At 65.6% G+C, this 19,300-nt stretch carries 16 protein-coding genes; 4 read left to right on the forward strand and 12 right to left on the reverse strand.

From position 1 onward, the window contains the following. Positions 1-49: 49 nt before the first annotated feature. The 5 genes from msrB to SAMIE_RS16430 form a co-directional block, all read right to left on the reverse strand. Positions 50-454: a peptide-methionine (R)-S-oxide reductase MsrB gene (gene msrB / locus SAMIE_RS16410; protein ID WP_066700793.1), complete on the reverse strand. Its 405-nt coding sequence runs from the start codon at positions 452-454 to the stop codon at positions 50-52. 32 nt (positions 455-486) lie between these two features. Further along, on the reverse strand, positions 487-1,515 hold the full coding sequence (gene holA, locus SAMIE_RS16415; RefSeq protein ID WP_066700729.1) for a DNA polymerase III subunit delta: 1,029 nt from the start codon (positions 1,513-1,515) through the stop codon (positions 487-489). Further along, on the reverse strand, positions 1,512-2,009 hold the full coding sequence (gene lptE, locus SAMIE_RS16420) for an LPS assembly lipoprotein LptE (protein ID WP_066700728.1): 498 nt from the start codon (positions 2,007-2,009) through the stop codon (positions 1,512-1,514). The genes holA and lptE overlap by 4 nt, the downstream gene beginning before the upstream one ends. A 15-nt stretch (positions 2,010-2,024) precedes the next feature. Beyond that, a complete protein-coding gene (leuS, locus tag SAMIE_RS16425; protein WP_066700727.1) occupies positions 2,025-4,568 on the reverse strand; it encodes a leucine--tRNA ligase in 2,544 nt (847 codons plus the stop codon). 104 nt (positions 4,569-4,672) lie between these two features. Continuing rightward, a complete protein-coding gene (locus tag SAMIE_RS16430; protein ID WP_066700726.1) occupies positions 4,673-5,122 on the reverse strand; it encodes a DUF3576 domain-containing protein in 450 nt (149 codons plus the stop codon). A gap of 233 nt (positions 5,123-5,355) precedes the next feature. On the opposite strand from SAMIE_RS16430, the gene SAMIE_RS16435 reads away from it, so the two are divergent. Beyond that, entirely contained in the window at positions 5,356-6,084 is a 729-nt protein-coding gene (locus tag SAMIE_RS16435; RefSeq protein ID WP_066700725.1) for a hypothetical protein, read from the forward strand. A gap of 53 nt (positions 6,085-6,137) precedes the next feature. Here SAMIE_RS16435 and SAMIE_RS16440 read toward each other — a convergent pair whose 3' ends face one another. Together SAMIE_RS16440 and SAMIE_RS16445 are read right to left on the reverse strand one after the other, a co-directional pair. Next, positions 6,138-7,073, reverse strand: a complete 936-nt coding sequence (locus SAMIE_RS16440; RefSeq protein WP_066700724.1) for a 2-hydroxyacid dehydrogenase — start codon at positions 7,071-7,073, stop codon at positions 6,138-6,140. Positions 7,074-7,077: 4 nt separating this feature from the next. Continuing rightward, positions 7,078-8,403 (reverse strand): cystathionine gamma-synthase family protein, encoded by a 1,326-nt coding sequence (locus SAMIE_RS16445; RefSeq protein WP_066700723.1) that lies wholly within the window; start codon positions 8,401-8,403, stop codon positions 7,078-7,080. Between the two features lie 178 nt (positions 8,404-8,581). On the opposite strand from SAMIE_RS16445, the gene SAMIE_RS16450 reads away from it, so the two are divergent. Further along, complete coding sequence (locus SAMIE_RS16450) at positions 8,582-10,990, forward strand: ligase-associated DNA damage response DEXH box helicase (protein ID WP_066700722.1); 2,409 nt, start codon at positions 8,582-8,584, stop codon at positions 10,988-10,990. Here the strand turns inward: SAMIE_RS16450 and SAMIE_RS16455 are convergent. From SAMIE_RS16455 to gyrB, 3 genes are read right to left on the reverse strand one after another with little or no spacing between them, the layout of a single operon-like run. Further along, entirely contained in the window at positions 10,987-11,499 is a 513-nt protein-coding gene (locus SAMIE_RS16455; protein WP_066700721.1) for a hypothetical protein, read from the reverse strand. The two genes, SAMIE_RS16450 and SAMIE_RS16455, sit on opposite strands and share 4 nt — an antisense overlap. Further along, positions 11,496-12,056 (reverse strand): DNA-3-methyladenine glycosylase I, encoded by a 561-nt coding sequence (locus tag SAMIE_RS16460; RefSeq protein ID WP_066700720.1) that lies wholly within the window; start codon positions 12,054-12,056, stop codon positions 11,496-11,498. Before SAMIE_RS16460 ends, SAMIE_RS16455 begins: the two co-directional genes overlap by 4 nt. A gap of 3 nt (positions 12,057-12,059) precedes the next feature. Further along, the gene (gene gyrB, locus SAMIE_RS16465; protein ID WP_066700792.1) at positions 12,060-14,564 is read right to left on the reverse strand and encodes a DNA topoisomerase (ATP-hydrolyzing) subunit B; all 2,505 of its coding nucleotides are present in this window, start codon (positions 14,562-14,564) and stop codon (positions 12,060-12,062) included. Between the two features lie 86 nt (positions 14,565-14,650). Here gyrB and SAMIE_RS16470 point away from each other — a divergent pair, with 86 nt between their 5' ends. Beyond that, positions 14,651-15,133, forward strand: a complete 483-nt coding sequence (locus SAMIE_RS16470; RefSeq protein WP_066700719.1) for a hypothetical protein — start codon at positions 14,651-14,653, stop codon at positions 15,131-15,133. Positions 15,134-15,227: 94 nt separating this feature from the next. Then, positions 15,228-16,691: a MocR-like transcription factor YczR gene (gene yczR, locus SAMIE_RS16475; RefSeq protein ID WP_066700718.1), complete on the forward strand. Its 1,464-nt coding sequence runs from the start codon at positions 15,228-15,230 to the stop codon at positions 16,689-16,691. 69 nt (positions 16,692-16,760) lie between these two features. Here the strand turns inward: yczR and ppa are convergent, their stop codons facing one another. Both ppa and SAMIE_RS16485 read right to left on the reverse strand, forming a co-directional pair. Further along, positions 16,761-17,303 (reverse strand): inorganic diphosphatase, encoded by a 543-nt coding sequence (gene ppa / locus SAMIE_RS16480; RefSeq protein ID WP_066700717.1) that lies wholly within the window; start codon positions 17,301-17,303, stop codon positions 16,761-16,763. Positions 17,304-17,342: 39 nt separating this feature from the next. Further along, entirely contained in the window at positions 17,343-19,262 is a 1,920-nt protein-coding gene (locus SAMIE_RS16485) for a M61 family metallopeptidase (RefSeq protein ID WP_066700716.1), read from the reverse strand. Between the last annotated feature and the right edge of the window lie 38 nt (positions 19,263-19,300).

The raw sequence follows: 19,300 nt of genomic DNA on the forward strand, positions 1-19,300 counted from the left end.
GGGCGTCTTCATGCGCCATGGCGCTTTATGCAGGCTGAACGATCCCGGTTCAGGCGGTCTCGTCGCGCGGCTTGAAGTCGAGGCTGGCGCTGTTCATGCAGTAGCGCAGGCCATTGACGCCCGGACCGTCGGGAAAAACATGGCCCAGATGCCCCTCGCATTTGGCGCAGCGCACCTCGGTGCGGATCATTCCATGGCTGCTGTCGCGGATTTCCTCCACCGCGTCGATGTCCACGGGAGCGGTGAAGCTGGGCCAGCCCGATCCGCTGTCATATTTTTCGTCCGCGTCGAACAGTTCCGCGCCGCAGCCCGCGCAATAATAGACGCCGTCCGCCTTATTCCCGTTATATTTGCCGGTGAAGGCGCGTTCCGTGCCCGCTTCGCGCAGCACATGATATTGTTCGGGAGAGAGGCGGTCGCGCCATTCGGCTTCGGAAAGGGTCATCTTGTCCATGCGCGGCAATATGGTGCCGTGCGAAGGAACGATCAAGCCCGCTCCCTCGCTGCCTGCCGGGCGATGGCGAGCAGTTCGTGCCGGACCATGAGGTCGCCCGCCCCGCGCCCGCCCCGGCTGGCGCGTTCGGCTTCCAGCAGGCGCTGGATCACTCGCGCGGCGCCCGGCGCGTCCCAGATGCGCACCTGCCGCGATACGGTGCCCTTCTCCTTCCAGAACACCGCCTTGCCTGCCGATTCGACCGCCGTCTCCAGCCGCCCGCTTTCGTCGAAATCGGCGCGGATATTGGCGATCAGCATCGCGCGGGTCAGCAGCGGCCGGATCACCGACGCCATCGCCGCGCCGGTTTCGGTCAGGCGCAGCATTTCCTTGTGCATCGCCTTCATGTCGCCGCCGAGCACAGCGTTCACCAGCGGGCCGATCTCCGTGTCCGGATTGTCGGCGGAGAGCGCGTCGAGCGCTTCTGCCGTCGCTTCGCGCGGGCGATCGGGCACGGCGTCGAGGTAGAGGATCAGCTTTTCGACCTCGCCCGCCATCAGCGCGCGGTCGCCATTGGCAAGGTCCACGATGCGGCGCGCCAGTTCGGTAGACAGGCGCAGCCCCCCTTCCCGCGCGATGCCGATGGCGATCTGCTCCGCTTCCCGCGCGTCGGGCTGGTAGGAGATGCAGGCCATCGCGCCCTTGTGGTCGAGCGCGAGCTTCAGCAGCTTCGACGTGGGCTTGAGCGCGCCGGTGACGGCGATAACCGGATTCCCCGCCGCTTCCGCCTCCAGCAGCGCGGCCAGCGCGGGGGCGGATTCGTCGCCCATGCTGCTGACCCGCACCCAGCGTTTGTCGCCGAACATGGAAAAGGAGGCGGCCTCGTCGGCCAGCCGGGCAGGGTCGTCCTTCAGCGTTGCCCCGTCGAGATCGACGCGCTCGGCCTGCGGTCCCATGGCGCGCTCCAGCCTCTTGGCAATGGCGGCGCTGCCCGCTTCGTCAGGGCCGTAAAGCAAGAAGAAGCGGATGTCGGGCGGCGGGGCGTCGAGCGCGCGCTCGATCTGCCCGCGATTGGCTTTCACTGCCCGGCTCGGCGCGAAAAAAGCGCGAGCCGGGTCACGATCTGGTCCGCCACCGTCTGAGACAGGCGTTCGAGCGCCGTGTCCTCCGCTGCGATGGTCGCATATTCGCTGGAGGTCACGTCGATGCCCGCGTCCGACCCGGCGGTGTCGTCCAGCACCTGAGCGCCCGTCGCTTCGTCGATAAGCTGGTAGCGCGCGCGCAGCGTCCGCCGCTCGCGCGTGATGGCGGCGTCGGCGCGCAGGCCGAAGCCGCTGATGTCGTCGTCCAGCTTCACCACCAGCCGGTAGCGCGGGCCGCTGCCGCCCTGCATCGCCGCCAGCCGGTCGTGGAGCGCATTGCGCACCAGCCAGCCGCCCTTCCCCTGAATCGGCGCAACCTCGACATTGCCGAGCGCCTGCGCCACCGGACCCTGACCCCCGCCGCCATAGACCGGGCGAAGGCCGCAGGCGGTGAGGATCATCGGCAGGACGAGCAGGGGAAGGATGCGCTTCATGACGCCAGTCCTATATCAAATGACCAGATTGACCAGACGGTCCGGCACGACGATCACTTTCTTCGGCGTCGCGCCATCGAGGATGCGCGCGACATTGGGTGCGGCCATCGCCAGCTTTTCAAGCTCTTCCTTCGCCGTTCCCTTGGGCACGGTGATGGTGTCGCGCAGCTTGCCCATCACCTGACAGGCGATGGTGACTTCATCCTCGACCAGCAGGGCGGGATCGACGGCGGGCCATGCTGCTTCGGCGATCAGCCCCTCGCCGCCCATCTCCGCCCAACCTTCCTCGGCCAGATGCGGCGTCATCGGCGCGACCAGCAAAGCGAGCGCGCGGATCGCGGCGGTGCGGCTGGCCGAAGGCTGCGCCTTTTCGATGGCGTTCACCAGTTCGTAGATCTTGGCGACGGCCTTGTTGAAGCCCAGCGCCTCGATGTCTTTCGCCACGCCGTCGATGGTCTGGTGCAGCTTGCGGTCGAGCGCCTTGTCCTGACCTTCCGCGCCCGCGTCGGCTTCCCCGAACAGCCGCCAGACGCGGTTGACGAAGCGCCAGCTCCCCTCGATGCCGCTTTCGGTCCACGGCAGGTCTCGCTCGGGCGGGCTGTCGGACAGCATGAACCAGCGCACCGCGTCCGCGCCATATTGGGCGATGATATCGTCGGGATCGACGACATTCTTCTTGGACTTGGACATTTTCTCGACGCGGCCGACCGTGACCGGTGCGCCGCTTTCGATATGGGTGTAATCGTCGCCCGACTTCTTCACCTCGCCGGGTGACAGCCAGCTTCCGTCCCCGGCCCTGTAGGTCTCATGCGTCACCATGCCCTGCGTGAAGAGGCCCGTGAACGGCTCGGCAAAGCCCAGTTGCCCCATATGCCGGAGCGCGCGCGTCCAGAAACGCGCGTAGAGCAGGTGCAGGATCGCATGTTCCACGCCGCCGATATACTGCCCGACCGGCAGCCATTGCTCGACCGTCGCCCGGTCGAACGGCCTGTCGTCCGGCTGGCTGGCGAAGCGGATGAAATACCAGCTCGAATCGGCGAAGGTGTCGAGCGTATCGGTCTCCCGCCGCGCGGGCTTGCCGCATTGCGGGCAGTCGACATGCTTCCAGGTCGGATGCCGGTCCAGCGGGTTGCCGGGAATGTCGAAGCTGACGTCCTCGGGCAGCACCACCGGAAGCTGCGCCTTGGGCACCGGCACCACGCCGCAGTCCTCGCAATGGATGACCGGGATCGGCGTGCCCCAGTAACGCTGGCGCGACACGCCCCAGTCGCGCAGGCGAAACACGGTCTTGCCCTGCCCCCAGCCTTCGGATTCGGCTCGCGCGATGACGGCGGCCTTGGCTTCTTCCACGCTCATGCCGTCGAGGAAGCGGCTGTTCACCAGTTTGCCGGGGCCGGTATAGGCCTCGTCATGGATGGGCCTGTCCGCTTCACCCTCTGCGGCGACCACGCGTTCGGCGGGCAGCATATATTTGCGCGCGAAGTCGAGGTCGCGCTGGTCGTGCGCGGGTACGCCCATGACAGCGCCCGTGCCATAATCCATCAGCACGAAATTGGCGATGAAGACGGGCAACTGCCATTCGGGATCGAAGGGATGCGTGACCGAAAGCCCGGTGTCGAAGCCGAGCTTTTCCGCCGTTTCCAGTTCCGCCGCTGTGGTGCCGCCTTCCTTGCACTTTTCGACGAACGCGGCGGCGTCCGCATCGTTCGCCGCCACCGCCTGCGCCACCGGATGATCGGCCGCGATGGCAACGAAGCTCGCGCCGAAGATGGTGTCGGGGCGGGTTGAATAGACCTCGATCCCCGCGCCCGCGTCCAGTCCCTCCAGCGCCTCGCGCTCCGGGAACGGCGCGAAGTCGAAGCGGAACTGAAGCCCGACCGACTTGCCGATCCAGTTTTCCTGCATGGTCCGCACCTTGTCGGGCCACTGGTCGAGCGATTTCAGCCCCTCCAGCAGGTCGTCGGCGAACTGGGTGATCTTGAGGAACCACTGGGAAAGCTTGCGCTTTTCCACCAGCGCGCCGGAGCGCCAGCCGCGACCGTCGATCACCTGTTCGTTCGCCAGCACGGTCATGTCGACCGGGTCCCAGTTGACCGCGCTCTCCTTGCGATAGACGAGGCCTGCTTCCAGCATGTCGAGGAACAGCGCCTGTTCGTGGCCGTAATAGTCCGGCTCGCAGGTCGCGAGTTCGCGGCTCCAGTCGATCGCGAAACCCAGTTTCTTCAACTGCGCGCGCATGTTGGTGATGTTGGACCGCGTCCATTCGCCGGGATGCACCTTCTTTTCCATCGCGGCGTTTTCCGCCGGCATCCCGAACGCGTCCCAGCCCATCGGGTGAAGCACTTCATGCCCCGTCATCCGGCGGAATCGGGCCAGCACATCGCCCATCGAATAGTTGCGGACATGGCCGATATGGATGCGCCCGGACGGGTAGGGGAACATCTCCAGCACATAGGAGCGGGGCTTGGGCGACCCGTCGTCCGCCCGGAAGCTCTGCCGTTCGTCCCAGACCGCCTGCCAGCGGGCGTCCGCCTCCAGCGGGTTGAAGCGCCTCTGCATGTATCGTCCTTGTCAAAATACGAACGGGCCGGGCCTTGTCGCAAAGCCCGGCCCCGGATCATGTCGGTCGCGAAAAGCGCCTGCGCCTTCCGCCGGGGCGGGAATCAGCCCGCGATGGCCGAGCGGCGCAGATCGCGCGCCTTGGTGAGGATGATTTCCTCCAGCTTCTGCGTCGTCGCCGCCTGAACCGGGGCGTCGATCCACTGGCCGTTCTGGTTCACCTGACGGCTGGCGGCCACGCGCACCGCGTCGGCGCGCAGATCCTGATCGAGGATCGACACGGTCAGCTTCATCCGTTCACCCGGCGAGTTGGGATTGGCATACCAGTCGGTGACGATGACGCCGCCGTTCGAATCGGTCTGCACCATCGGCATGAAGGACAGGGTGTCGAGCGCCGCGCGCCACAGATAGGCGTTGACGCCGATCGTCGTCACCTTCGACGCGGCGAGATCCGCCTTCGGGCGATCCTTCGATCCGCCGCCGCACGCGCCAAGCGGCAGGAGCGCGGCCAGCAGCAGGCCGGTGGAAAGGGCATTGGAAGGGCGGCGGACCATCAGGCATGTCCTAGCTTGAAAAGACGAAAAACTGCCCGCTTCTATAGTGGGCGTGCGGGGAGGAGCAAGGGGGCGCAGCACGGGAGGCGCGACAGGGGCGCGCTGGCCACGCCGCGGGGTTGTGTGTTCCATGCAACAGCCTGACAAAAAAGGCGTTGGAGGCACTAGTCATTGGCGGCTTTGTGGGTGTAGTGCGTTATGAGATATGTGTGAGCGGGGACGGATTCGGTAACATGCGGCTGAAACGGGGACATCTGGCAGGAACGGGAGCGGCAATCGCCGTGGCCGGATTCATGCTGTCTCCCGCATTCGGCGCGGCAACCGACCTTGTCCGCACACGCGGCGAAGCCGTTTCGCTCGGCGCGCTCGGCAGCATTTCCTCCTTCACGCCCACGATCCGCGATCCCCGCCTTGCCGCTGCTTATGCGCGCATCGCTGCGCGCGCGGGTAATGACGGCTTTCGTTTCACGCCGACCAGCGGATCGCTGAGCGGGCAGCGCTCGATCACCGTGATGGTGCGCGCCAGCGAGGACCGGACCGTGAACCGGCCGCTGGCGCAACTGGACATCAAGCCTTTCGCCTTCAGCCTGAACGGCGGGGGCCATAACTGGCGCAAGTTCGCCCTGCCCGACAGCATGGGCCGCAAGGCGCTCGATCCGGTGCCGGTCGAAACGCTGGCGAGCGCGAAGAATTTCGCGCTGGAAGACGGCAAGAAGGACCGTTTCAGCACCAAGGTGCTGCTGGAAACGCGGCGTGAGCCGGGCGCTGCCCCGACCGTTCGCAATCCGTCGGCGGACAAGGATTATTCGCTCGATCTGGCCAGCTCCTATTCGCTGACCCGCAATCTCAACGTGACGGCGGGTGTGCGCTACAACAACAGCGTTGCGGGCCGCCTCGCGCCGATGACCGACGAGCGGCAGGACAGCCAGGCCGTCTATCTCGGCACCATCTTCAAATTCTGATAGCATGACCGCTCTCTCCTGACAGGGAGAGAGCGCCGTCATCGTCCCCGGCATCAGGCCATTTCCGGCACGGGGGACGGCAGCTTCTGGCCCGCGAAATGCGCCGCCAGATTGCCCATCATGGTGTCCGCCATCTGCGCCACCGCTTCATGCGTGGCACCGCCCGTATGCGGCGTCAGCACCACATTGGGCACATCGCGCCAGCGGCCCGGATCGGTGGGTTCCGGATCGAAGACATCGAGTGCCGCGCCGCCCAGCCTGCCCGCCCTGAGCGCCGCGATCAGTGCAGCTTCATCCACCAGTTGCCCGCGCGCGACATTGACCAAAAGCCCCTGCGGGCCGAGCGCATCGAGCACGGCGGCGTCGATGAAGCCGCGATTGCTCTCATCCGCCCGCGCCGCGATCACCATGACGTCGCTTTCCTTCGCCAGTGCGATCAGGCTGTCGGCGCGGGGCCAGACCAGCCCCGGTTTTTCGTGGGGCGCCCACCAGCGCACGGCCATCTTCATGGTCTGCGCCCGCTCCGCGACCGCGACGCCGATCGAACCCATGCCCACGATGCCGAGCCGCGCGCTGCGCATGGAATGCGTGCGCGTCTTCGCCTCGATCGTCCATTGGCCCGCGCGCAACTGGCGATCGCCTTCGACGATCCAGCGCCGGTACGCGATCATGAGGCCGATGGCATGGTCCGCCACATCCTCCGCATTGGCGCTGCCGCCATGCGCGACCATGATGCCGCGCTCCCTCGCAAGGGCGAGATCGACGCCATCATAGCCCACGGTGAAGCAGGCAATGAGGCGCAGGGCGGGCATGCGGTCGAGCAGCGCCCGTTCAAGCGGAAATTCGCCCGCCCAGACGACCGCATCGACCCGCGCCAGCACGTCGTCATCGGGCTGTTCCCACAGCGCCATGACGTCATAGGCGGAGCGCAACAGCGGCACTATGGGGGCCAGCAAGGGCTGGCCCACCAGCACAACGGGTTTCGCCATCGCTTCAGCCCACCTGCCGCAATGCCTGCGCGAAGTCGGCGATCAGATCGTCGGCATCCTCGCATCCGATGGAAATCCGCACCATATTGTCGCCGATGGCGAGCGCTTTCTTGCGCTCGGCCGGAACCGACAGATGCGTCATGGCGGCCGGATGGCTCGCCAGCGTTTCGGTTCCGCCCAGACTGACCGCCAGCTTCGCGATCTTGAGGGCGTCGAGGAAGGCGAAGGCTTCCGCCTCGCCGCCCTTGAGGTAAAGCGAGAAGGTCGATCCCGCGCCGGTGCAATGGCGACGATAGATGTCCGCCTGCCGCTCCGTTTCCGGGAAGCCCAGATACACCACCTTCTCCACCTGAGGCTGGTCCTTGAGCCAGGCGCAGACCTTCGCCGCATTCTCCCCCGCGCGGCTCATCCGCAGCTCCAGCGTTTCGAGGCTGCGCAGCAGCATCCATGCGCTGTGCGGGTCGAGGATCGTGCCGATGGTATTCCGCATCAGCCGGATCGCATTGATGAGCGCGTTGCTGCCGAGCACCCCGCCCGCCACCAGATCGCTGTGCCCGCCCGCATATTTGGTGAGGCTGTAGATGACGAGATCGGCGCCGTGCGCGAGCGGCCTGTGCCAAAGCGGCCCCAGAAAAGTGTTGTCGATGGCGATAGGCGGGACATGGGTATCGCCGTCGAACAGCGAGTCGCGCCGCGCAACAACGGCCTCAAGATCAACGAGCACGTTGGTGGGATTGGCGGGGCTTTCCAGATAGATGAGCGCCACGCGCCCCAGTCCCCTGGCCTTTTCGATGACTGCGCCGATGTCCTCTTCCGTCGCGCCGGCCGGAAAATCGAGCCACTGCACCCCGAACTTGCCGAGGATGCGGCCGATCAGCGATTCGGTCGCCGCATAGAGGGGAGCGGAATGGACGATCACGTCGCCCGGCTGCACCAGCGCCAGCAGGGTGGTGGCGATGGCGGACATGCCGCTGGAAAAGAGCAGCGCGTCCTCCGCCTCTTCCCAAACGGACAGGCGATCCTCGCAGATTTCCTGATTGGGACCGTTGAAGCGCGAATAGACCAGTCCTTCGGCACCGCCGGGACGGATGCCCGTAACGCCTTCGAAATGGCGCTTGCCCGCCGCCGCGCTCTCGAAAGCGAAAGTAGAGGTGAGGAAGATCGGCGGCTTGAGCGACCCTTCCGACAGCGTGGGATCATAGCCATGGCCCATCATCAGCGTCGCGGGCTTCAGCCTGCGGCCTTCGATTTCCATAATTGGAGCCTTGGGGCGGCGGCGGTTGTGGGTCGGCTCGACGCCGGTCAGATCGGCTTCGGTTTCGCCAGTCATGTGATTCTCCTGCATCCGGGTTCGCGGCGTCTGATGCGCCGCTCCTATAGGCGGAGTGTAACGCAGGCGGCCGGATCGATGCCAGAGGGGTGAGACATAATATTTCGCCGGACGGCATCTATGTTGCACGACCGCCGATGATCTTTGCGCTGCCCTGCCCGCACCCTACATGCGGTCTATGACGGCTCTCCCCCCGATTGTGCAAAGCTGGTTCGAGAGCCGGGGATGGAAGCCACGGCGGCACCAGATCGCCATGCTGGAGGCAGCCGGTCGCGGCGAGCATGCGCTGCTGGTCGCGGCGACCGGAGCGGGCAAGACGCTGGCGGGATTTTTGCCGACCCTGACCGACCTTATCGACGATCCTGCCGAAGGACTGCACACGCTTTATGTGTCGCCGCTCAAGGCGCTCGCCGTGGACGTGCGGCGCAACCTGCTGACGCCCATCGAGGAAATGGGCCTGCCCATCCAGGTCGAAACGCGCACGGGCGACACGCCGTCCGACCGCAAGGCGCGCCAGCGCGTCCGGCCGCCGCACATCCTGCTGACGACCCCGGAGTCGCTGTCGCTGCTGCTCAGCTATCCCGACGCAGCGCTGCTGTTCGAGCGGCTGAAGACAGTGATTGTCGATGAGGTCCATGCCTTTGCCACGCAGAAGCGGGGTGACCTGCTCAGCCTGTCGATGGCGCGATTGCAGGCGATCAATCCGGATCTGCGCCGCGTGGCGCTGTCGGCGACGGTCGCCGATGTGGACGCCTATCGCGCGTGGCTGGCCCCCGATGGCGACATCGACCGCGTGACTCCGGTGATGGGCGAAGACGGCGCGGACCCGAATGTCACCATCCTCATCCCCGAAGGCCGCGTGCCATGGTCCGGCCATTCGGGCAAATATGCCGCGGCGCAGGTCATGGCGGAAATCGAGGCGCGGCGCACCACGCTCGTCTTCTGCAACACGCGGGGGCTGGCCGAACTCATCTTTCAGGAACTGTGGCAGGCGAACGAGAATAATCTGCCTATCGCCATCCACCATGGCAGCCTGTCCATCGAGGCACGGCGCAAGGTTGAATCGGCCATGGCGGCGGGCAGGCTGCGCGCGCTGGTTGCAACGGCGTCGCTCGATCTGGGTGTCGACTGGGGCAATGTGGATTGTGTGATCCAGATGGGCGCGCCCAAGGGCAGTTCCCGCCTGCTCCAGCGCATCGGCCGCGCCAATCACCGGCTCGATCAGGCGAGCGAGGCGATCCTGATTCCCGGCAACCGCTTCGAATATCTGGAGGCCCGTGCGGCGCTCGATGCGGTCGAGGCGGGGGAGCGCGATGCCGATGACTTCCGGCCCGGCAGTCTCGACGTGCTGGCGCAGCATGTCATGGGCCTTGCCTGCGCCGGTCCCTTTCGCGCGGAGGCGCTGCTGGCGGAGGTTCGTTCAGCGACGCCCTACAGCGCGCTCACCGACGAAGCCTTCGACCATGTGCTGCACTTCATCGAGGGCGGCGGCTATGCCCTGCGCGCCTATGACCGGTTCAAGCGGCTGACGCAGGAGGGGGATGGCACCTGGCGCGTGTCCCACCCGCGATTCGTTCAGCAGCACCGGCTCAACGCCGGCATCATCGTCGATCAGCCCGTGCTCAATGTCCGTTTCGCCAATGGGCGGAAGCTCGGCACGGTGGAGGAAGGCTTCGCGTCGCAGTTGCGCCCCGGCGACAGCTTCTTTTTCTCGGGCGCGGCGCTGGAGGTGGTGCGGATGGACACCACCGACCTTCTCGTGCGTGCGACGTCGAAGCAGGCGCGCATCCCTAGCTGGGGCGGCACGCGCATGGCGATGTCGACGCGGCTGGCCGACCGGGTCCGTCATTTCCTCGCCGAACCGGATGAATGGCACCGCTTCCCGCAGGATGTGCGCGAATGGCTGGAGATGCAGAAGCTCCGTTCCGCCCTGCCCCAGCCCGGCCAGCTCCTGATCGAGACATTTCCGCACGAGGGGCGGCATTATCTGGTCTGTTACAGTTTCGAAGGATGGAACGCGCATCAGTCGCTGGGCATGCTGCTGACCCGCCGCATGGAGAGCCAGGGTCTGATGCCGCTGGGCTTCGTGTCCAACGACTATGCGCTGGCGGTCTATGGGCTGAAGCCCGTCACCGATCCCCAAAGCCTGTTTTCCGCCGACATCCTCGACCATGAGTTCATCGACTGGGTAGAGCAGTCCAGCCTGTTGAAGCGCGCCTTTCGCGACGTGGCGGTAATCTCCGGCCTGATCGAACGGCAGCATCCGGGCAAGCGCAAGACGGGGCGGCAGGTGACGTTTTCGACCGACCTCATCTACGATGTGCTGCGCAAATATCAGCCCGATCATCTGCTGCTGAAGGCCGCATGGGCCGACGCGCGCGCGCGCATGACCGATGTGGGGCGGCTGGGCGACCTGATCGACCGGGCGGCGAACACGATGCTGCATGTGACGCTCGACCGGGTCAGTCCGCTGGCGGTGCCGGTGCTGATCCTGATCGGGCGAGAGCAGGTGGCGCAGAGCGCGGCGGAGGACGCATTGCTGATGGAGGCCGAAGCGCTGGTGAACGAAGCGATGCGCGCCGATTAAGGCGCGGCGTCGGGATCGACCCGCTCTCCGCCGCAACCCTTGAGCGCTCCGTCCGCGAAGGCGATCTGCGCGCGATCCGACCAGATGCTGTCGCTCATGCCGTCGCTGCACGGTCCTTCCGTCACGGTCATCGTCATGCCATCTCCGACATAGCGAAGGGCGCGTCCGTCATCGTCGAGCGCGACCCGATAGCGGCGCGCGGGTTGACCGGGCCGCTCCAGAATCAGCGTATCGCCCCGAACGGTGACGGCCCAGAAGGGTTCGGTCCCGATGGCGCGATAGTTCGGGGTTGGCCGTTGCGATTCTGGCGTTTCACGTGAAACCGGTGACCTGGCGAGTGGTGGAGGCGTCGGACGGGGCGGTTGCGTTGCGACGGCGGGTGAGGGCGCGGCAGCGATCGGCGCTTTGATCGCCTTGCCCGCCCCCGGCGCGGTTGCATTCGTCGTGGGGAGCGGCGATTCTCCGCCGCAGGCCGAAAGGCACAGGGCGACGAACGCCGCGCGCCTCACCTTTGAAGCTCCGTCCGGCGGAAGCAGTCCGCTGCGTGATCGTTGACCATGCCGATTGCCTGCATCCACGCATAGACGATGGTCGGCCCGACGAACTTGAAACCGCGCTTCTTGAGATCTTTCGAAATGGCGGCTGACAGGTCTGTCTGCGCCGGAACGTGGATGCCGTCGCCTTCAATCGGCTTCCCATCGACGAAGGACCAGACATAGGCGCTGAAATCCTTCCCCGCCTCCCGCATGGCGCAGAAGATGCGGGCGCCCGCAATCGTGGCCTCGATTTTCGCCCGTGCGCGCACGATGCCCGGATCGCCCATCAGCCGCTCGACATCCTCCGGGCCATAAGTCGCCACCCTGTCCGGGTCGAATCCGGCGAAAGCCGCACGGAACGCCTCGCGCTTGCGCAGGATCGTGATCCACGACAGCCCGGCCTGAAAGCCTTCCAGCATCAGCATTTCCCACAGCATGCGCGAATCATGCTCCGGGACGCCCCATTCCGCGTCATGATAGGCGCAGTAAAGCGGGTCGCTTCCGGCCCAGCGGCAACGGACGCGCTCCACGGCCTAGACGTCCAGATTGGCGACGTTCAGCGCATTGTCCTGAATGAACTCCCGCCGCGATTCGACCACATCGCCCATAAGCTGGCTGAAGATTTCATCGGCAATATCCGCCTGCTCCACTTCGACGCGCAGCATCGAACGATTGTCGGGATCAAGCGTGGTTTCCCACAACTGCTCCGCATTCATCTCTCCCAGCCCCTTGTAGCGCTGAATGGCCAGACCCTTGCGGCCCGAGGCGAGGATCGCGTCGAGAAGGGCGGTGGGCGAGGTGATCGTCACGCCCTTGGTGGGGATCGGCAGCTCGTCCTCGCCCGCCTCTCCGGCTGCCGCCGCCGCCTTGGCAGAGACGAGCCTTCCCGTGCTGGCGTAGCTTGCCGCTTCCTCGCTGGCGATGCTGTGCAGCTTGCGCGCTTCGGCGGAACCGATGAACCCGCCCTCGATCACATGATGGTCGGTGACGCCGCGCCACAGCCGCTCGAAATGGAAGCCGCCCTCTTCGGCGATGCGACCCGACCAGCGGCCTTCGGCATCCTGCGCGTCCATCCATGCGACGGTCGCCGCCAGCCGCTCCGCCTGCGCGTCCTGCGACAGTTCGGGATCGAGAGCGCCGTTGAGGCTCAGCGCCTCGATGATCTGCGGGTTGTAGCGGCGCGGCACATAGCGCATCACCGCGCGCATCCGGCGGCTATGTTCGATCAGGTGGCGCAGGTCATCGCCGCTGCGCGCCCCGCCGCCCGTTTCCAGCACCATCGTGTCGACGCCATTGTCGACCAGATACTGCTCCAGCGCCGCCTCATTCTTGAGATACACCTCGGACCGGCCCCGTGTCGCCTTGTAGAGCGGCGGCTGCGCGATGTAGAGATGCCCGGCCTCGATGATCTGCGGCATCTGGCGGTAGAAGAAGGTCAGCAGCAGCGTGCGGATATGGGCGCCGTCCACGTCCGCGTCGGTCATGATGACGATCTTGTGGTAGCGCAGCTTTTCCAGATTGAAGTCGTCGCGGATGCCCGTGCCCATCGCCTGGATGAGCGTGCCGACTTCCTTGGAGGACAGCATCCGGTCGAACCGGGCGCGTTCGACGTTGAGGATCTTGCCTTTCAGCGGCAGGATCGCCTGATTGTGGCGGTTGCGCCCCTGCTTGGCCGATCCGCCCGCCGAATCGCCCTCGACAAGGAAGAGTTCGGACTTTGCGGGATCGCGCTCCTGACAGTCGGCGAGCTTGCCCGGCAGCGAGGCGATGTCCATCGCGCCCTTGCGCCGGGTGAGTTCGCGCGCCTTCTTGGCGGCTTCGCGTGCAGCGGCGGCGTCGATCACCTTCTGCACGATCATCTTCCCGTGCGCCGGATTCTCCTCCAGCCATTCCGCCATCTTGTCCGCCATCAGGCTTTCGAGCGGCTGGCGCACTTCGGATGAAACCAGCTTGTCCTTGGTCTGCGACGAGAATTTGGGATCGGGCAGCTTTACCGACACAATGGCGGTCAGCCCCTCGCGCATATCCTCGCCGGTGAGAGAGACCTTCTCCTTCTTCAGCGCGCCCGACTTCTCCGCATAATTGTTGAGCGTGCGGGTCAGCGCGGCGCGGAAGGCGGCGAGATGCGTGCCGCCATCGCGCTGCGGGATGTTGTTCGTGAAACACAGCACATTTTCATAATAGCTGTCGTTCCATTCCAGCGCGACGTCGATGGTCACATCGTCGCGCGTGCCCGCGATCGCGATGGGATCGGGCATCAGCGCATTCTTGTTGCGGTCGAGATATTTGACGAAGGCCGCGATCCCGCCTTCGTAGAACAGTTCGACTTCCTTCTTCTCCTCATGCCGCGCATCGACCAGGAACAGGCGCACGCCGCTGTTGAGGAAAGCCAGCTCGCGATAGCGATGTTCCAGCTTGTCGAAGTCATAGTCGGTCTGGTTCTTGAAGGTGCCGCCGTCGCCGGGCACTTTCTCGGTCGAGGCGAGGAAGGTCACGCGCGTGCCCTTCTTGCCTTCCGGCGCGTCGCCGATCACCTTGAGCGGCGCGGTCGCATCGCCATAGGCGAAGCGCATATAATGTTCCTTGCCGTCCCGCCAGATATTGAGGTCCAACCATTCGGACAGGGCGTTGACGACGGAGACGCCGACGCCGTGCAGGCCGCCCGACACTTTGTAGGCATTGTCGTCGGACGTGTTTTCGAATTTCCCGCCCGCGTGGAGCTGGGTCATGATGACCTCGGCCGCCGATACGCCCTCTTCCTTGTGGATGCCGGTCGGAATGCCGCGGCCATTATCCTCTACGCTGACCGACCCATCGGGGTTGAGCGTGATGACGATCCGGTCGCAATGCCCGGCCAGCGCCTCGTCGATGGCGTTGTCGCTGACCTCGAACACCATGTGATGCAGGCCGCTGCCATCGTCGGTGTCGCCGATATACATGCCGGGCCGCTTGCGCACGGCGTCCAGACCTTTCAGCACCTTGATGCTGTCCGCGCCATAATCGTTGCTGTTGGGGGTGTTCACGGGTTCTTCGCTCATGGACGAGCATATAGGGAAAAGCCCCACGAAACTAAAGCGAAACATGGCATCTTCCGGCGTGGGCCGGGGCGGTCTATGACCATGCAATGCGCGCGCTTCTGATCCCGATCCTGCTGCTGTCGGCCTGTTCCCGGAGCAATGACATTTATGAGGAACTGCCCAACAGCTCGCTCGCCGGCGCGCCGCGCGAGGAGGTGCCCGAAAGCCGGATGGACGCGCCCGTCGCGCGCCCGGTGACGATCGGGGAGGACGGTCCCCGGCTCGATGCCTGCGGCGCACTGGGGCAGGTGGCGCGCGCGGGCGGGAACGGCCTCAGCCTGCGGGCGGCTCCCTTCGCCGATGCGAAGGAACTGGCGCGGCTTGGCGAAGGGCAGCGGGCCTGGATCTGCACCCGCAGTCTCGACCAGAAATGGCTCGGCGTCGTCGTCCAGCCGGCCCCGGCGGAGGGCAATGCCACGGAAGCGCCCGATTGCGGTGTGTCCTCGCCCGTGGATCGCCGTCAGCCCTATGACGGCCCCTGCCCCAGCGGCTGGGTGTCGAGCGCCTATGTGCGGCTGATCGCGGGATGAAGCGATCAGGCTGGTTGTGCGCAACTGGCCTTTTCCTCAAAAGCCATTTTCCGCTAAGTGGACGCGCGAAAGCCTGATGGCAGGAGCCAGTCCGATGTCCACTTCGCTGCTACGTCCCCCATCCCTTCTCCGCCTGCTGGGTGCATGGCGCGCGCATGACAGCGCGGAGCCTGCCTATCGCCAGCTCGCGCAGGCGCTGCGGATGCTGGTGCTCGACGGGCGCGTAGGCCTCAATGTCCGGCTGCCCGGCGAGCGGGAACTGGCCGCAGCCCTGGGCCTTTCGCGCACCACGGTGGCCGCCGCCTTCGACCGGCTGCGCGACGAGGGCTTCCTCGAAAGCCGTCAGGGATCGGGCAGCGTCACGCGGCTGCCGGCGGGCGGCGTCGCGCCGCCAGCCATCGACATCGACATGGCGCCGGGGGGCAACATCCTCAACTGGACCCATGCCGCCCTGCCCGCCGCGCCCGGCGTTGCGCGCGCCTATGCCCATGCGGTCGAGGCACTGCCCGCCTATCTCGGCGATCTGGGCTATGACGCGCTGGGCCTCGCGGTGCTGCGCCGTTCCATCGCGGCCCATTATGAGCGGCGCGGCTGTCCGACCTCGCCCGATCAGATCATGGTGACGAACGGCGCGCAGCAGGGCTTTTCGCTGATCCTCAAATGGCTGGCCGGGCCAGGCGACCGCGTCGTCATCGACCATCCGACCTATCACAATGCGATTCAGGCGTTGCAGCGGAACCATGTCGTGCCGGTTCCAGTGGGCCTGCCCCGCATCGGCTGGGACGTGGACGCGATGGAAGCGGCGTTCCGCCAGACCAGCCCGCGCTTCGCCTATGTGATCGCGGATTTCCATAATCCGACCGGGCGCAGCATGGACCCGGCCACGCGCCGCGCGCTGGTCGCCGCCGCGACCCGGACCCACACGCCGCTCGTCATCGACGAAACGATGGTGGCGATGGGTCTCGATTCGGCGCCCCCGCCCCCTGTCGCGATCCACGATCCGGCGGGACGGCAGGTCATTTCGATAGGGTCGGCGAGCAAGATCTTCTGGGGCGGCCTTCGCGTCGGCTGGGTTCGGGCCGATGCGCAGACCGTCGCGGCGCTGGGCCGCCTGCGCACCACGACGGACATGGCCAGCCCGGTCGTGGAGCAGATCGCAGCGGCGCATCTGATCGACGCCGATGTGGGGCTGGGCGACCGTGCGCAGAGCCTGCGCGCGCGGCGGGACCATCTCGTCCGCCTGATCGAGCAGCGTCTGCCGCACTGGCAGGTCGATGTGCCCGCGGGCGGCCTCTCGCTCTGGGCCGAACTGCCGCGCGCCGAAGCGACCGCGCTGGCGGCGCTGGCGGAGAGCATGGGCGTGCGCGTGGCGGCCGGGCCGAAATTCGGCGTCGGCGGCGCGTTCGAGCGTTTCCTGCGCCTGCCCTTTACGCTCGACGAGCCGATGCTGGAGGTCGCGGTCGAGCGGCTGGCGGAGGCGGACGCCCGCCTGCATGCGCGGATGCCAAGGATGCGCGATTCGCTGGCGATGGCGCTGGAGGCCGACCGGCTGATCTGAACACAACAGAAAAGGCCGCGCGAACCCTCAAGGTCCGCGCGGCCTTCTCATCCGGTCACAGAAAGCGGATTACGCCGCCTTCTTGTTCGCCTGATAGCGTTCGATGGCCTCGATCGTGATGCGCTTGGCATCCTCGGCCCCGCCCCAGGTGCCGACGCGGACCCATTTCTTCTTCTCCAGATCTTTGTAGTGGGTGAAGAAATGTTCGATCTGCTCCATGACGATGCCGGGCAGATCGTCCTTTTCCGACACGTTGGAATAATAGGGGAAGACCGAGTCGGCAGGCACGCAGACCAGCTTTTCATCGCCGCCCGCTTCGTCTTCCAGATTGAGCACCGCGATGGGGCGCGCGGCCACGACCGCGCCGGGGATGAAGGGCGAGCGCGCGATCACCAGCGCATCGAGCGGATCGCCATCGGGCGAGAGCGTGTGCGGCACGAAGCCATAATTTGCCGGATAGCGCATCGGCGTGTGCAGGATGCGGTCCACGAACAGTGCGCCCGACGCCTTGTCGAACTCATATTTTACCGGCTCGCCGCCGGTCGGCACTTCGATGACGACGTTGAGGCTGTTGGGCGGATCGTCGCCGACGGGAATCAGTTCGATATTCATGGAAAAACGCCCTTGTCCTACCTGTTGCGTTAAAAGCGATTATGTCCTTGGCTTGAGCAGCCGGTCGAGACTGCCTTCGCCCCCTCCTGTCTTTTCGAGGCGCGGATAGCGCAGGCCACCCGAATAATCGAGCGTCAATGTGCGGTAATATTTGTCCTGTTTGAGGATAATCTGGATGGGTGACTTGGCGCTGATCGCCGCTTTCCATGAATCGCCAGAAAATTCGTCGCCATTGACCGCGATGATCTTGGCACCCGTCGCCAGCCCTGCCCTGAACGCTGCGCTGTCCCAGACGACGCTCGCTACCTCACCGTCATTCTTGACGACCGCGCCGATGCCGAAGCTCTGGTCGACGACCTTGTTCGCGCTTTCCGATGCCTTGGTGATGCTGTTCGGCTCCTCCCCGTAGACGAGATTATATCCGCCGAGGATGAATCCGCCCTTGGGCGTCTCACGTGTGGGCTGGTCGACATATTTGTCGAAGAAGCCCGCCCAGTCATAGGGCGCGATGCCGTTCAGCGTCCGGATGACGTCGCCGCGATTATAGACGACCTGTCCCCAGTCGCCCGGATTGATACCGAAAAAGGCCTTGGCGAAATCGTCCAGACCCTTCCGGCCCCGCGTCGCCTTGGCGATGATCGCGTCGGCCTCCAGCCAGATCATCAGCCCTTCGTTATAATAATCCTCCGACCGCTGCCAACTCACCCAGCCCTTGGGCCGCCGGGCGGAGATGATGGGATCGTGCGTGGTATCCTCCATCGGACGCCACTGGCGGCCGACCGCCGTGTCGAGCTTCGCCGCGATCTGGGCATAGGCGTCGAGCGTCTCCTGCTTGGAGAACAGCCCCGACCGCGCGCCGAGCACATAGCCCCAGAACTGCGTCTGCCCTTCGTAGACCCAGAGGAGATTGTCCTGCATCGGCACATTGAAGTCGGGTGTCCAGAGCAGGTCGGGGCGGCGGAACTTGCCGTCCCAGCTATGGGTGAATTCGTGGGGAAGCAGGTTGCGGTCGAGCAGCGCGTCGCCCGCATCCCATTTCTTGAAATAGCCCGGCTCGACCTGATTTTCGGACGAGCGATGATGTTCGAGGCCGATGCCGCCCATCTCGTCGGTGATGGCGAGCAGAAAGTCATAATGGTTGAAGTGATATGCGCCGAACAGCGCACCCGCCTCATCGACCAGCTTTTTGTGCTTCGCGATCTGGTCGGGCTTGAAGGCCAGTTCATCCGCATCGTCCGCCACGATGTTGAGCGTCACATTGTGGCCAAGGTCCACCGGCTTGAAATAGCGGCCTGCGAAGACCGGCGAATCCTGCAACGCTTCATAGTCGATCGTTTCATAGGCGACGGCATTGCCCTGCCGCGTGCCGCGCAGCGCGGTCGCCGCCTGCCAGCCCGCCGGATAGGTGACGGTCGCCTGCACCGGGATCTGCCGGGTATAATAGCCGGCCGGATAGAGCGAGACGCTTTCCCACTGGATATTGAGCATCTTGGGCGTGACGACGACGCGGCCCTGATTGCCTGCGGTCGCCGAGAGGAACTGGAACTGCGCGACGACCTCGGTCGCGCCCTGCGGCACGTCGATCCGGAAGGCGTAGACATTCAGCGGATCGCGCTTCCACGCTACCGGCTGGCCGTTGGCGGTGAAGGTGAGGCCGGTCAGTTTCTCGATCTGCCCGCGCGGCGCGTGATTGCCCGGCAGCCATTGCGGCATCAGCAGCGCCAGGGGACCGGACTGCGCGACGGGAATCGTTTCCCTGACGCGGAAGATGCGCTGGGTCGTGTCGCTGGCGTCCACCTCCAGACGGATGGTGCCGCCGGGATAGGCCATGTCCTTTGGTGCAGGTGCGGCGTTATCGACCGGCAGGGCGGTGGGCCTGGACCGTATCGCATCCTGCGCCAGCAGCGGCGCGGCGATGGCGGTGGACAGGAAGAAAGCGGCAGCAAGGCTGCGGATCATGGGGATCTCCGACAGGAAAATGGAGGCGGGGGCGCCTT

Source organism: Sphingobium amiense (assembly GCF_003967075.1).
In the GTDB taxonomy this organism is placed as follows: Bacteria; Pseudomonadota; Alphaproteobacteria; order Sphingomonadales; family Sphingomonadaceae; genus Sphingobium; species Sphingobium amiense.